Source organism: Arthrobacter tecti, assembly GCF_054511355.1.
Window position 1 is genome coordinate 25,192 of record NZ_JBTNCT010000017.1, and the last position, 14,165, is coordinate 39,356.

Here is a 14,165-nt window from a genome sequence, read left to right on the forward strand (position 1 = left end):
AAGGGTGCTGTTGGGACGCACACTTTTCTCGAACGTGACGATCTTGGGTGTGGTTTCTATGGGAGGGCGAGCGTCACCGGGCCAGCCTCCATCGGTCCGCCGCACTCTTCGCTACCGCCCACGCGGATCCAGTCCAGAGCGAACTCGTCCTCGGCGAGGAGGTTTCCAGCCGCGTCGAGCGCGCGCACGGTCACCGTTTTCGGCGCCGTCATGTCGTAGTTGATCGCCCAGCGGTCCTGCTCCAAGCGGGTTGACGTAGAGCGCAGATAGTCTGGCGTCGGTGGTGATTGCTCGGCCGCACCGCTGCCTGGGTCTGCGGGTGTCGCGGCGCCGCCGCTCGGATGAGGCGTTGGGATCTCCGCGGGCGGCGTATCTTGCTGCACCGGCCGTGGCGCCGGTATCGAGCAGTCGCCGTCTACGCACGCCTGCACCTCTTCGACCGCTGAGGCGTCACCTTCCAATTGAACGGTGAGGGTATTGGACCAGGCGATCGCCGGACAGGGAGTTCCGACGGGACCACCCGGCGCGCCGCACCCGGCGAGCAGCATCAAACCCAGAACGACGACGGCGGCACGCGCAGCTTTCCCCATAACTCCAGTTTCCTTCCCGCGTGCGGTGAGGGCTAGCCCGAGCCGCCCGTCAACGGAAGCGACCAGGAAATTCGAGGATCCGGATCACTTCCGCTGACTTCCTGCGGTCAGGCGCTGGCGCTAGCCGCCGACGTTACCCCGCGGCTTCAGCAGGAAGAGTCCCCGCTCGATGCTGGCCACCGCAACGATGTTCTGCTCGTAGTACGGATAGTTGCTCCACGTCCCGCCTTCGAACGTGGCGTTGTCGTTCTCCGGGTAGAGATCGAAGAACCCGATCTCGTCCAGGTTTCCGCTCTCAACATCCGAGGTGTCGAAGATCCGCAGGCCGGAGGTGTAGTTGGACGCGAACGCCCGATCGCCCTTGGTGTAGATGTTGTGGTCAATGGAGGTGGTTCCGTTGTCATGGCTTCCGATGATGACCGGATTCTCCAGGTCACGAACGTCCCACACACGAGTGGTGGTGTTGATTCCGTTGTTCACTTCGTCCAGTTCATCACCGTGCAGGAAGTAGCCCTGATCGGGTGTGAGCCAGCCCTGGTGGCTGTACCCGTCGTTGTCGTAGAAAACCCTCGAAAGAGTGACTGGGTTCTCCTTGTCCGTGACATCGGAGATAGTCACAGTATTCTCCAGGCCGGAGGATGTCGGTTCGGCATTGGAGTTGATGCAAATTTCTCGACCCTGATACCTGGCATCAGGTCCGTCGTAGTTGACGCACTGAGTGTCGTGGATATAGCCCGCCTCCGAGTAGCACCCGGCAGCTGAGGGACTTGCGGGGTCGCTGAGGTTGACCATGTGAAGTCCGCCGTCGCAGGTCTGCGATCCTACAACGTAGGCAAACCCGGAATCCTCGTTGATGTTGAGGTTATGAGCGTTGCCGAAGCCTGCGTAGTGCGCGGTTTCCTCGAACACGTTGTCACCGGCGTCAGTGTCGCGAAGCTGCGTAAGGTCGAAGACCTGGAGCCCGTGTCCTGTGTGCTCCGATACGACGTACGCGTGATCGTCGTGAACCTTGATGTCCCGCCAGAATTGTCCGCCGACTGTTGAGTGGCTTGGCAGGATTCCGAGAACCTCAGGGCGCTTGGCATCCGAGATGTTCACGAACACAGTGCCCTCGGTGCCCCCGACGATGGCGTAATCATCTCCGGTCTGAGAATCCGTCCAGCCCCAGATGTCATTCACGAAACTGAGACCGAGGTCGGCGCGGGTGAGGTGGCTCATCATGTCGACACCGTCACAGGGGAAGGTCTTGGCGGCCATCCCCTTGATGCACGGCGCATGCCCCCGTGGCGCATTGCCGTCCGGGTTGGCGCTGGCTCCGGCCACGTTTTCAAACTCCCATTCCTGGGCTTCCATCGACGGCGGATGGATGATTCCCTTGCCATCGTCATGCGCGACAGCCACGCTTCCTATACCTACTGCCAACACCGCACTCATCATGAGTGCGCCGCCAATTCGAGACCACATAGTCGTACCTTCCGTGGGGAGTTGGAGCGTTGCACACGTCATTCGCGGAACCGCCGACCGCGCTGCCGGTGAACACTGGGGATTTGAACGGCGCTTTCGAGCCTATGTTGCGGCTGCACTGTTGTGAACCCCGTCACACCACATCGGCAGTGCCACGCCGTTCCGGACACCCATCAAAGGGGGCAGAAATAGCAGCGTTACGCATCGACAGCGCTCTAGTGCGGGCACCAGAGGCGGAGGTACGTTGGGAGCACCGTCAACGAAAGGTTGTGTCATGAGCGAGAACCCCACCAGCGACGAGATCGGCGAGACCGAGACAGAAACCGAAGCCGACGACCAGAACAAGGACGCCGGTAAGTCCAGCGCCCTGAACGAGGGCGGCTACGGCGGCCCCGGCCCGGAGAACGAGACTGACGACAACGGCTCCTGACCGGTCACAAAAGCTGACCGGTCACCCAACCGACCGGGCACAAAAACGACGACGACGCCCCCCCAAACGAAAGGGGGGCGCCGTCGTCGTCGTAATGGGTGAAAGTCAGCGAACGCCGCTCATCAGCTTCTTGATGGCCGGAGTCGCTGCAACCAGGACTCCGCCCAGCACCACGATGGTGATGCCGAGGATCGAGAAGTAGGCACCTTCGTTCTCCGGATCGTACCTACTCGCGAGTATGCCGGACAGTGTTGTTCCGAGCGAGATCGAGAGGAAGTTCAACGCGACCATCTGCGTACGGAACTTGCTCGGCGCCAGCTTGGTGGCCACGGAAAGGCCGATCGGTGAGATCAGAAGCTCGGCGATCACGAAGACGAGCAGGATCAACGCGATGGCAATGAGCGGTGTTGCGTTTTCCCCGCCCCCTGCGAACGGGAGGAACATCAGGTAGGCGATGCCGATACCGATCAGGCCGAAGGCGAACTTCAACGGCGAAGACGGCTGCCTGTCGCCGAGCTTGGTCCAGAGAGCAGCGAAGACAGCCGCAAGCACGATGACGTACACCGGCACGAACGAAATGATCCACTCCGGCAGAATTTCGAGGCCAAACACAATACGGTCCACGCGCTCTTCGGAATACACGATGATCAACGTGAACAGCTGCTGGTATAGCGCCCAGAATGCAGCGCCGGCAATGAACAGCGGAATGAAGGCAGTGGTGCGTCGACGCTCGACGTGCGAGACGTGTTTGTTGGTCAGGATGATCACGAAGTAGGCGACCGCAGCAATGATCGCAGCCCAGGCCATAACGGTCGCGAGATTGCCCGGGTAGATCCAGCCGAGCATGAGGGCGATCGCAATCAGAACGACGGCGCCTACGGCGACACCAATCCAGCGTCCGTACTGAGAGCGCGGAAGTGGGTTCTCGACGATGTGGGCGTCCTCGGAGAATCCTTTCCGGGCGAATGAGTACTGGACGAGGCCGATGGCCATACCGACGGCGGCAGCCCCGAAGCCCCAGTGGAAACCGGCTGTGTCTCGGAGGTATCCGGTGAGTAGCGGACCGAAGAGAGCACCAAGATTGATGCCCATATAGAAGATCGAGAAGCCGGCGTCGCGACGCTCGTCGCCCTCTTTATATAGGGTTCCGACGAGCGAGGTTGCGTTTGCCTTCAGGCCACCCGATCCGATTCCCACCAGGGCAAGACCGACTGTGAGCCCAACGGCGCCGGGCAGCACTGCCAGCGAGATGTGGCCAAGCATAATCATGACTGCGGAATAGAAGAGGACCCGCTCGGATCCGAGAATCCTGTCGGCGAGCCAGGCGCCGAGGATTGTGGAAAGGTAGACGCTTCCGCCGTAGGCGCCAACGAGGGTGAGCGCGAGTGACTGGTCAATACCCAGGCCGCCGTCGGTGACCTCGAAGTACATATAGAGAGCAAGGATGGCCTGCATCCCATAGAACGAGAACCGCTCCCAGACCTCAAGGCTGAAGAGGTGGGCAAGCATCCGGGGATGACCGAAGAATGTTCTTTCCGCCGGGTTGGCGGTACTACCTGGAGTTGTGCTCATTTACTCCATGTTGCCAGTCACATTTCGGACTGTCATATCCAAACCCCGACTGAACAGTTATGCTTATGGATTTTGGTTCCCCCGAATGTGCTCCTCGAGCTGCGCGGAAACCGCAAGCAGGGAAGCTTCGGCACTGGGCCGGCCGATCAGCTGGATGCTCATGGACAGACCTGCAGCCGTGGTGAATACGGGCACGGAAATCGCTGGCAGCCCACACACATTCACCATCGAGGTGTAGGGCGAGTACTGGCACTGGAGCCGGTAGTCGGTGTCCGCATCTTCAGAGGTGTACCAACCGATGGGCCGCGGGCTCATGCCGAGCGCCGGCGTCGCGATCATGTCGAACGCCGCGTACTGCTCGATCGTGTCCTGTTCGAACTGGCGCAGGACGTCGACGGCGGCGGCAAGATCGGTCGCGGTCCGCTCCTGCGCACGACGACGGAGCGTCCGTGTCAGCGTCGTCAGGTCGGGTTCGCGGCTGGGAGGGATCCGTGCAACAGCGAGACCCGCCGTCCACACTGTCTGGAACGCTTCGTGGTACCGCCCGTCGTACCGCAGGTCGGCTTCGGTGACGTCGTGCCCGACGGCGGTGAGCGCTTTCAGCCCCGCCTCGAAGCCGGCCTGCGCGTCGTCGTCGAGCGCGATGGGGAAGGCTGAAGCGAAGGGGGAGGCGGTGCTCACGCCGATCCGGTACCTTCCCTCCGCCCGCAGTACCGCGTCGAGGAACGGCTCATGCGCGGCGGCACTGGTGGCGTGGTAGTTCGGCTCATCCACCATGGCATCGAGCAGCAGGGCGGCATCCGCCGTCGTCCTCGCCAGGGGCCCGGCCACCACGAACTGGCCGAGGTCGCTCTGCCCGGCTCCCGACGGGACGCGACCGCGGTTGGGCTTGAGGCCGATCAGCCCTGTTGCCGCCGCTGGGATCCGGACGGAGCCGCCGCCGTCGGTCGCCGGAGCGAAGGGAATCATGCCGGCCGCCACCGCCGCGGCGCTCCCCCCGGAGGAGCCCCCGGAGCTCAGCGCGGGATCCAGCGGATTACGCGACGGCGGCGCTATCAGGTTCTCGCTGTAGCAGCTCAGGCCGAACTCGGGAACCTGCGTCTTTCCGAGGCTGATCGCGCCGGCCCTCCGCAGCACGGAAACCAGCGGCGAGTCCGAGGGCGCCACCGCTCGGTCCAGCGCAGCGCTCCCATGGGTGGTGACGACGCCGACGACGTCGGCCAGATCCTTGTGCGCGAGCGGCAGGCCGTGCAGCGGGGGCAAATCCTTCCCGCTAACCTGTCGCTGGTCGGCTGCGGTGGCCTCGGCGAGAGCCGACTCGGCGGTGACGGTGATGAACGCGCCCAGGGTCGGATTCAGGGCACCGATGCGATCGAGGTAGTGCCCGGTCAGTTCCCGAGCGCTCAGCTCGCCGCTGCGCAGGGCGTCCCGCTGCTGGAGGCCTGTCAGCTCGTGAAGCTCAGTCATGCGGGTGCATCCAGCAGCCGGGGCTCGATGCGTTCCTCCACAGCGACGGCGTCCACGCTCTCGCCCGCACGCGCCCGGACGATGTACGCACCCTTGCCCGGCACCTCAGAGACCGCCTCCACCAGGCGCGTGCCCGCGTAGACCAGCCCGACGCCGTCGTCGGTGCAGTGTGTTTCGCCGAGTTGGCCGTCCGAGACCATCTTGTGAATCAACGGGCGCCGCTGCTCCTCGGAGTCGTAGTGGACGCCGTTGCCGTAGGGCAGGAATCCGAGCGCGTCGGTGACCGGCCTCAGCTCCGGCCCGAAGGAGTCGGTCGCGCCGCCCTGGAACCAGCACAGCGACCCGGCGGACACACCGCTGAGCACCACCCCCGATTCCCAGGCCCGGTGCAGCATCCCGTCCAGGCCGTGAGCCCGCCAGACCGCCAGAAGGTTGACCACTGACCCGCCATTGACCCACACCATGTCCTGTTTGCGCAGGTGGGCTTCCATGTCCTCGACGTTCGGCATGGTGAAGAGGTTAAGGCACGTCGGCTCGAAACCCGCTACACGCGCTGCCTCGGTGAAGCGAAAGTTCCACTCGCGCGAATCCCCGCCCGCCGTGCCGATATGGGTGATCCGGGGAGCTCTGCCGGAGACCCCTGCCAGTTCGACGGCGTGATGGATCAGTGCGTTGAACTCCACATCCACGCGCTTCCCGCGCCGGTAGCCGCCGGAGGTCGCGAGGATGGTCGGCTGGTCAGCGGGCATGGGCACCCCTATGCAATCGTTGTGGGCCGGGTTCGCCTCCACTATAGGCTTGGATGCAGTTCTGAGAGGATCGAGGGAAACCATGAGTGACGACGTGCCCGTAGACGCCATCGGCGAGAACACCACCGTGCTCGATGTGCGGGAGGACTACGAGTGGGAGGCCGGCCACATCGAGGGTGCACTGCACATCCCGGTGGACCAGATTCCGGCGCGCCTCGATGAACTTGACCCGGACGAGGACCTGCATGTCATCTGCCGCACCGGTGGACGGTCCTTCCGCGTGACCGAGTGGCTTGTGGGCAACGGGTACTCGGCGTTCAATGTCCGCGGCGGAATGGACGCCTGGATTGAAGCCTCGAAACCCATGGTTTCCGAGACCGACAGCGAGCCACGCGTCCTATGAGCTCCTACGCCTACCTCGGCCCTGAGGGAACATTCACGGAAGCTGCACTTCTGCAGGTTCCCGGCGCCGATACCGCCGAGCGCGTCCCCGCGGCAACGGTGAACGCCGCCTTGGATCTCGTTCGGAACGGCCGCGTCCGAGCCGCTATGGTTCCCATCGAGAATTCTGTGGAGGGCGGAGTCTCGGCAACTCTTGATGCGATCGCCGGCGGTGACCCACTGCGGATCATCCGCGAAGTCCTGGTGCCGATCTCCTTCGTCCTGGTGGCCCGTCCGGGCCTCGAGCTGGAGGACATTCGGTTTGTCGCGACCCACGGCCACGCCTGGGCTCAGTGTCGGGGCTGGACCGAGAAGAACATTCCAGAAGCGGAATACGTTCCGTCCTCCTCCACGGCTGCCGCCGCACACGCCCTGCTCGACGACGACGCCGGCCACCACGCGGCGATTTGCTCACCCCTGGTGGCACAGCGGTTGGGACTACGCGTGATCGCTGACCACATCGGGGACGTTGGCGACGCCGTTACCCGGTTCATCCTCGTGAGCAAGCCGGACATCCTGCCGGCCCGCACGGGTGCCGACAAGACAACGCTTGTAATCCCGCTGCCGGAGGACCATCCGGGTGCGCTGATGGAAATCCTGGACCAGTTCGCCGCCCGCGGCGTCAACCTGAGCCGCATCGAATCCAGGCCTACGGGCCTCTTCCTCGGTGACTACTTCTTCAGCATCGATGCGGACGGCCACGTGGCGGACGCACGGGTGGCGGATGCCCTGCAGGGTCTGCACCGAATCAGTCCGGGTTTGCGGTTCCTGGGCTCCTACGCGCGGGCCGACCGCCGTGAATACGAGGTTGCACGGCACACCACCGATCAGGCGTTCCAGGCCGCGCATGGCTGGGTCGCATCCCTCTTGCGCTCCGCCGAACCGGGCTCGGAGGACATAGGCTAGTTTTCCCTGCAGTGCTCCAACCCGGGAGGTAACTTGCCACGACTTCGCCGCAGTGACTGTAACAAGCCCGGGTATACGCGCCGCCGTCACGGGAACGGCTTCAGCTACCGGAATCAGGAGGGCGAGCCTCTCGCTCCTGATGAGCTGGAAAGGGTAAAGGACCTGGTCATTCCGCCGGCTTGGCGGGATGTCTGGATCAGTCCATACCCCAACGGGCATATTCAGGCTTTGGGGACCGACGACGCCGGCCGCCGCCAGTACATTTATCACGAGGCCTGGCGGGAGAAGAAGGACCGGGAGAAGTTCGACCGGGCGCTGGACTTCGGTGAGGGCCTCCCCAGCGCCCGGCGGGTTATCACCCAACATTTGCGGGCAAACGGCAGTGAACGGGAGCGCGCCTTCGCCGCCGCCCTGCGGATCGTGGACTCCGGAGCGCTTCGGATCGGATCCGCACAGTACGCGGCGGAGAACGGTTCCTTCGGGGTCACAACCCTTCAGGTGGAGCACGTGAAGATCAGCGGCTCGGTCATTACGCTGCAGTTCCCGGGCAAGAGCGGCCAGCAGTGGGACAGCACCATCGAGGACTCCGACCTGGCAGCCGCGCTCCGCCCCATGCTGCGGCGGGAAGGTGCAGACACCATGCTGGCCTATCGGACGTCGGATGGCTCCTGGCATCACGTCGAAGCAGCGCAGCTGAACGAATTCCTCCGGCAGGTCACCGGCGGCGGCTTCACGGCCAAGGACTTCCGGACCTGGCAGGCAACCGTAGTTGCGGCAATGGAGCTGGCACGAATGGACCTCAAGGCAACCAGCCGCACGGCCAGGCAGAAGGCGGTGGCGGCGACCATGCGCTCCGTGGCCGACCATCTCGGGAATACGCCCGCGATTGCGCGGAGTTCATATGTGGACCCGCGTTTGGTTGACAGGTTCATGTCCGGTGAAGTGATACCGGTGGGGAGTTATTCGGCATCTGAGAAGGCTGTTCGCGAGCTGCTTAAAGAGTGAGAATCCTTTTGCTGCATCGGGTTGGTAAGTAGGCTGATGGTGAGCGTCCGGCCAGCGGCGCGAACCTTGAAGGAAAGGCAGGCACCATGAGTGAGCAGCCACAGGAGAACGTGAACCCCAACAAGGGAGACGGAGCTACGTCGGACCCGAACTGGCACGGTGACGCCGGGGACCAGGGGAATGACCTGCGCTTCGCCGAGGAGCAGCAGCTCATCAACAGCCAGGCCCAGAACGCTGATCCCGAAGCGGGAGGGGCGTCAGGCACTACCGGTGGGTACACCGGCGCGCAGACTGCCAATTCCGACGGCGGCTACACCGAAGGTCAGGACGCCCCGACGGAAGGTGAGTACACCGACGCCGACGGCGTTTCCGACAATGACGCCGATGTGGAAGGCGAGTACACCGACGTCGACTCCGTGCCGTCCCTGCAGGATGGCGCAGCGGATGAAAGCGATCGCCGCTAGCGCTCCGTTGAACTGCTGAACATTCCCACTGATGGTCCGGTTGCCCTCCCAGGCACCCGGACCATCAGTGCGCCGGGGACTACCTCGACACTGAGGGAAGTCATGTCGCCGGAAGTGTCGCCGTCGAGCTGGGTGCCGGTCGCCTCGGAAACTTTCACGTCCACCCGCTTTACCTGGTGGTAGGTGATCACGGGAATCGGGCCCGGGTGCCGGAACACGATCTTCGCCGCAACCCAGAGCCAACCGAGGATGCTGCGGGGGCTGGTGATGATGACGTCGAGGAAGCCGTCGTCAATTGTTCCGTCCGGTACGAACGTGATCCCACCGGGCAGTTTCCCGCAGTTGGCGAAGAGCACGCTGTGGACCTTCCGGGTCTGCCACGCGCCGCCGTCGATGCTGATCGTCATCCGTTGACGCTTGCCCGGCAGGCTCCGCATGCCGGCCTCGCTGTACGCGAGCCAGCCGAGCTTCTTCTTCAGCGCGTCCCGGGTGGCGGCGACAACAATGGCGTCAAGGCCCACACCTCCCATGACCAGGAACGTGTGCTGGCCGCTGACGCCGGTGCGTTCGTTCCGCAGCTCAACCCGGCCCATATCGATGCGCCGTCCCGCGCCGTGCAACGCCTGGCGCACGCTGCGGGGCACGTCGTTCACCGCGATGCCGAGGTTGCGTGCCAGCAGGTTGCCGGTGCCGAGCGGGAGCAGGCCAAGGGCGGCGTTGCTATGGACCAGAGCCGGCGCGATCGCGCGGACAGTGCCGTCGCCGCCGGCGGCGAGGACGACGTCGTACCCTTCCTTCACCGCCTGGTGCGCCTGGGTGGTGCCCGGCTCGGCCACGGTGGTTTCAAGGACCAGCGGGGGGTCCCAGCCGGCGTCGGAGCAGGCCTGTTCGACCTGCTCGCGCGCGAGGCCCGCACCCAGCTTCACGGGGTTCAGGATGAGGGCAACGCGCTGCCGGTCTCCGGTTGTCTGGATTGATGCGGGGTTGGCCTGCGGCGCCGGGACGCGTTCGCGGCGCAACTTGCGTACCCCCCACCAGCTGAACGCTGACGCGGCTGCGGCTATGACGGCCAGGGCGGCGATGATCCACTCGAGGGGCATGATTTCCCAAGAGTATCCTTCCGGACGCGGGTCCGGGCGCGCAGGCCGAATTGGGTAGTCTTGGTGGGTGATCGACGTAAACGAACTTCGCGACAATCCTGAAAAGTTCCGCCTCTCGCAGCGCTCACGGCGCGCGGATGAGTCTCTTGTTGACGCGATCATGTCTGCGGACTCCAGGCGTCGTGAAGCGGTCACCAGTGCCGAGACACTGAGGGCGGAGCAGAACGCGTACGGCAAGCGCGTTGCCAAGGCGCAGGGCGAGGAAAAGCAGTCGCTGCTGGCCGAGGTGAAGGAACTGGCTGCTTCCGTCAAGGCCGCTGCGGGTGAGGCGGAGGCTTCGAAGACTGAGTCTGAGGCCCTGCTGCGGCGCCTTCCGAACGCCATCCTCGATGGGGTGCCTGCCGGCGGTGAAGACGACTTCACCGTCGTCAAGACGGTTGGAGCCCCACGGGAGTTCGACTTTCAGCCGCGGGACCACCTCGAGATCGGCGAGCTGCTCGGCGCGATAGACATGGAGCGCGGCGCCAAGGTTTCCGGTTCCCGGTTCTACTTCCTGAAGGGTGTTGGTGCCCGGCTTGAGCTTGCGTTGCTGAACATGGCAATGGATCAGGCCGTGGCAGCCGGTTTCACACCGATGATTACTCCTACCCTGGTGCGCCCAGAGACCATGCAGGGCACCGGTTTTGATGTCCAGCACGACGCCGAGATCTACCGGGTTGCCGAGGATGACCTTTATCTGACGGGCACTTCGGAGGTTGCCCTGGCCGGGTACCACTCGGACGAGATCGTGGATCTGAGCAGTGGCCCGCTGCGTTACGCGGGCTGGTCATCGTGCTACCGGCGCGAGGCTGGATCCCACGGCAAGGACACCCGCGGAATCATCCGCGTCCACCAGTTCAACAAGGTGGAGATGTTCTCCTACACCACGGTGGAAGATTCCTATGCAGAGCATGAGCGGATGCTCGCCTGGGAGGAGGAGATGCTGGCCAAGGTCGAGCTGCCGTACCGGGTTATCGACACCGCGGCCGGGGATCTGGGGATGTCCGCTGCCCGGAAGTTCGACTGTGAAGCGTGGGTTCCCACCCAGAACGCCTACCGTGAACTGACGTCCACCTCGAACTGCACGAGCTTTCAGGCCCGGCGCCTGAATATCCGTGAGCGGGTGGCCGGTGCCAAGTCCACGCGGGCTGTGGCCACGCTGAACGGTACGCTCGCGACCACCCGCTGGCTCGTAGCAATCCTTGAGCACCACCAGAACCCCGACGGGTCAGTGAATGTACCCGCCGCGTTGCGTCCGTACCTCGGTGGGATGGACGTGCTTCCGGTCCTTGCGGGGCGTTAGCCGAGTTCCGCCCGGCGCGGATTGGTTCGGCGCGGGATGGTTCGGCGGTGGGTTCCGCTCGGCGTGGGTTGGTGCTCGGCCTGCGCTGTGTCGACTCGGTTTCCTGACGCGTTTCGGCTCACCTGACGCGTTTCGGCCGATCGACCCTGTCGTTACGGTGTCCCTGGTCCGCAACGCGTCAAAGACGCCGTAATGCGTTGCAGAAGCGAGGCTTGAACGACGACGACGGATCGCCGCCCGCCCGTTGTCCGCCGAAGCTCCGCGCTTACGCAATCGGTCGCCAGCGCCCGGGTGCTAAGCGGCGGTAGGACTGCTGCAGTCCAGCCTGCATCAGCAGCGACCGCAGGCGCTCTGCATCATCGGCGTCTTCCCAGAGCCACCGAACCACACGTTCTCCCTTTGCACGGATTTTGTCCTCGCGTATCTTCTCAGCCACCACCACACTGTGGGGCGCCGCGCCGCGTAGATACTCGTCGCGTGCGTACTTGGCGCGGCCGTCGAATTCGCCGACCAGCCGAGCATGCTTCCAATAGAAGTCTGTCGTTGCAATGTGGCGTCCAGCGGAGTCGTGGAAGACCTGTTGCACGGTTGGCGCCGGGAAGCCGAGCTTATAGATAGCTGCGCGGCTGAGGGATTCGCCTACTGAGCCGGAATTGTCGATGGCGAAGTCGAGCACGGCACTGCATCGCCGACTGAACGCCCCGGCCGGCAAGTTGTCGACCGCTCGTTGCAGCACCGATCTCGACACCCCGGAACGGCCGGAGCGCTCGCGATTGAGGCAGAAGTCCCAGGCGATCACCGCATTCTCGAACTCCCCGTCGCTGGCGAGGTCCAGCAGCGTGGTCAAGCGGTCAGTCAAAGTGATCCCGTCCAGCGTGATAAATCGCTGATGTTCACGGGACGACCGTCGGACCACGCCATAACGGCTCCTGCCGCCCCGATCGGTATGGGAACAGACAAGCCGAGGGGGAGCCGACCGCTGGGGAATGCCGAGGAGGATTGCTGCGGATCCGTGGGAGAAGCGGGGTGAGTGAATGGCCGTCGTCGTTAGGGCGCGGGCGAGGAGCCTATGTTTGTCATCGGGTTGAAGCTCCCGCCAAGATGCGGTGGTGACATAGACTCGGCGGCGGATTCGGGTGAGTTTTCCGGCGTCGCGTTGCCTCCGCAACACCTTGCTGTCCTGACCGAGCTTCTCGAGGTCCGCACTTACCAGCAACCGAGGTAGATCCATGTTCTCGAGGATGAGGTACACGCTGCTCCGGCGCTCGGGATTGAGGGATCATGTGGATAAGGCGCACGAAATACACCGATTGTTGAGGAAAGGTGCGCCGCGCTCGATAGTGCTGCGGCCAGGCGCACGCGCGGCGGCGGTGCGGCCGGAAGGTGCCCCGTCGTCGTCGTTCGAAGCACTACGGCTCAACTGACGCGTTTCGGCGCACCGACCCAGTCCTTACGGTGTCGCTGGTCCGTATCGCGTCGAACAAGCCGCAACCCATCGCAGGAAGACATCGGCGCCAGGAAACGGGGCGCCGACCGGGGCGACGACCGAGCGGGTGAACTCAGGAAGCGCCACAAGCCGTAACCTCACGTTGGCCAAGCTGTGACCTGTTCCCTACCTGCGCGTAGGCCACTTCTGGTTCACTTAGATGATGACAACTACATTTCACGCTGGCATCGATGACCAGCAGAAGACAACACGGAAGATGATCGCACTCGACGTCGACGGAACGCTCGTTGACCACGAAGGACAGATGTCGGACGAGGTGCGCGCAGCCGCTGCCGCCGTCGTCGACGCCGGCCACGACGTAGTGATCGCCACCGGCCGGTCCCTGGGTGCCACGCTTCCCATCATCGAAAAGATCGGCCTGACCCGTGGCCACGCTGTGTGCTCCAACGGCGGCGTTACCCTCCGCATCGACGTGGACGCGTTCGACGACGGCTACGAGATCGTCAATCGGGTGGTTTTCGATCCGGAACCGGCGCTCGTCGCACTCCGCAAGAGCCTCCCGACCGCCAAGTTCGCACTCGAGGACGACCAGGGCAAGTTCCTCTCCACCGAGCGTTTCCAGGACGCAAGCTTCGGAGCGGAAGCCGAGAGTGTCGACTTCGAGCGCATGCTCCAGGCGCGCGCTGTCCGCGTGGTGGTTTTCAGCACTGACAGCACCGCCGAGGAGTTCGGCAATGCCGTCGAAACCATCGGCCTGCACGGCGTCACCTACTCGGTGGGCTGGACGGCGTGGCTGGACATCGCGGCGTCGGGCGTCACGAAGGCGAGCGCACTGGAGCTCGTCCGCAGGCGCCTCGACGTCGACCCTTCGCATACAGTCGCGATCGGCGACGGGCGCAACGACATCGAGATGCTGTCCTGGGCCGCCCGCGGCGTGGCCATGGGGCAGGCGCCGGATGAGGTGCAGGCCGCAGCATCGGAGGTAACGGGATCGGTGTACGACGACGGCGCCGCCAAGGTTCTGCGCTCGCTCACCAAGCGCGGGTCCAAGGAGCGTTAGGCTCAGTCCGCACTGCCTTCATGCGTTGCTATTGAAGCACCACTGCCCTACTGTGTGATATTGAGCACTATCGGTCAGCCCGCAAAGGTGCCGTCGTGCCCGACCGCGCACAAGTGCGCCGGTCCCGT

General features: G+C 64.2%; 14 protein-coding genes. 7 read left to right on the forward strand and 7 right to left on the reverse strand.

Annotated elements, in window-relative coordinates; genetic code table 11:
• Positions 1 to 56 precede the first annotated feature (56 nt).
• A complete protein-coding gene (locus ACX80C_RS15695; RefSeq protein ID WP_459327389.1) occupies positions 57 to 590 on the reverse strand; it encodes a hypothetical protein in 534 nt (177 codons plus the stop codon).
• A 120-nt stretch (positions 591 to 710) separates the two neighbouring features.
• Entirely contained in the window at positions 711 to 2,054 is a 1,344-nt protein-coding gene (locus ACX80C_RS15700) for a choice-of-anchor B family protein (protein WP_459327390.1), read from the reverse strand.
• Between the two features lie 274 nt (positions 2,055 to 2,328).
• Between ACX80C_RS15700 and ACX80C_RS15705 the strand changes: the two genes are divergently transcribed.
• Positions 2,329 to 2,484 (forward strand): hypothetical protein, encoded by a 156-nt coding sequence (locus tag ACX80C_RS15705; protein ID WP_459327391.1) that lies wholly within the window; start codon positions 2,329 to 2,331, stop codon positions 2,482 to 2,484.
• A 105-nt stretch (positions 2,485 to 2,589) separates the two neighbouring features.
• Here ACX80C_RS15705 and ACX80C_RS15710 read toward each other — a convergent pair whose 3' ends face one another.
• The 3 genes from ACX80C_RS15710 to ACX80C_RS15720 all read right to left on the reverse strand — a co-directional run bounded on the left by ACX80C_RS15710 (position 2,590) and on the right by ACX80C_RS15720 (position 6,272).
• Positions 2,590 to 4,056 (reverse strand): peptide MFS transporter, encoded by a 1,467-nt coding sequence (locus ACX80C_RS15710; protein WP_459327392.1) that lies wholly within the window; start codon positions 4,054 to 4,056, stop codon positions 2,590 to 2,592.
• Between the two features lie 63 nt (positions 4,057 to 4,119).
• A complete protein-coding gene (locus ACX80C_RS15715) occupies positions 4,120 to 5,523 on the reverse strand; it encodes an amidase (protein ID WP_459327393.1) in 1,404 nt (467 codons plus the stop codon).
• Entirely contained in the window at positions 5,520 to 6,272 is a 753-nt protein-coding gene (locus ACX80C_RS15720; protein ID WP_459327394.1) for a Type 1 glutamine amidotransferase-like domain-containing protein, read from the reverse strand. The genes ACX80C_RS15715 and ACX80C_RS15720 overlap by 4 nt, the downstream gene beginning before the upstream one ends.
• An 82-nt stretch (positions 6,273 to 6,354) precedes the next feature.
• Between ACX80C_RS15720 and ACX80C_RS15725 the strand changes: the two genes are divergently transcribed.
• The 4 genes from ACX80C_RS15725 to ACX80C_RS15740 all read left to right on the forward strand — a co-directional run bounded on the left by ACX80C_RS15725 (position 6,355) and on the right by ACX80C_RS15740 (position 9,088).
• The gene (locus ACX80C_RS15725; RefSeq protein WP_459327395.1) at positions 6,355 to 6,675 is read left to right on the forward strand and encodes a rhodanese-like domain-containing protein; all 321 of its coding nucleotides are present in this window, start codon (positions 6,355 to 6,357) and stop codon (positions 6,673 to 6,675) included.
• Complete coding sequence (gene pheA, locus ACX80C_RS15730) at positions 6,672 to 7,619, forward strand: prephenate dehydratase (RefSeq protein WP_459327396.1); 948 nt, start codon at positions 6,672 to 6,674, stop codon at positions 7,617 to 7,619. Before ACX80C_RS15725 ends, pheA begins: the two co-directional genes overlap by 4 nt.
• Positions 7,620 to 7,652: 33 nt before the next feature.
• Positions 7,653 to 8,624: a DNA topoisomerase IB gene (locus tag ACX80C_RS15735; protein WP_459327397.1), complete on the forward strand. Its 972-nt coding sequence runs from the start codon at positions 7,653 to 7,655 to the stop codon at positions 8,622 to 8,624.
• An 86-nt stretch (positions 8,625 to 8,710) separates the two neighbouring features.
• Positions 8,711 to 9,088: a hypothetical protein gene (locus ACX80C_RS15740; RefSeq protein WP_459327398.1), complete on the forward strand. Its 378-nt coding sequence runs from the start codon at positions 8,711 to 8,713 to the stop codon at positions 9,086 to 9,088.
• On the opposite strand, the gene ACX80C_RS15745 is transcribed toward ACX80C_RS15740, so the two are convergent.
• Positions 9,085 to 10,188 carry a diacylglycerol/lipid kinase family protein gene (locus tag ACX80C_RS15745; protein WP_459327399.1) on the reverse strand — a complete coding sequence of 368 codons (1,104 nt, stop codon included), beginning with the start codon at positions 10,186 to 10,188 and terminating at the stop codon, positions 9,085 to 9,087. The two genes, ACX80C_RS15740 and ACX80C_RS15745, sit on opposite strands and share 4 nt — an antisense overlap.
• Before the next feature lie 67 nt (positions 10,189 to 10,255).
• Here ACX80C_RS15745 and serS point away from each other — a divergent pair, with 67 nt between their 5' ends.
• Complete coding sequence (gene serS / locus ACX80C_RS15750) at positions 10,256 to 11,530, forward strand: serine--tRNA ligase (protein ID WP_459327400.1); 1,275 nt, start codon at positions 10,256 to 10,258, stop codon at positions 11,528 to 11,530.
• A gap of 265 nt (positions 11,531 to 11,795) precedes the next feature.
• Here serS and ACX80C_RS15755 read toward each other — a convergent pair whose 3' ends face one another.
• A complete protein-coding gene (locus ACX80C_RS15755) occupies positions 11,796 to 12,377 on the reverse strand; it encodes a hypothetical protein (RefSeq protein WP_459327401.1) in 582 nt (193 codons plus the stop codon).
• Positions 12,378 to 13,179: 802 nt separating this feature from the next.
• On the opposite strand from ACX80C_RS15755, the gene ACX80C_RS15760 reads away from it, so the two are divergent.
• The gene (locus ACX80C_RS15760) at positions 13,180 to 14,037 is read left to right on the forward strand and encodes an HAD family hydrolase (RefSeq protein ID WP_459327402.1); all 858 of its coding nucleotides are present in this window, start codon (positions 13,180 to 13,182) and stop codon (positions 14,035 to 14,037) included.
• Positions 14,038 to 14,165: the final 128 nt, after the last annotated feature.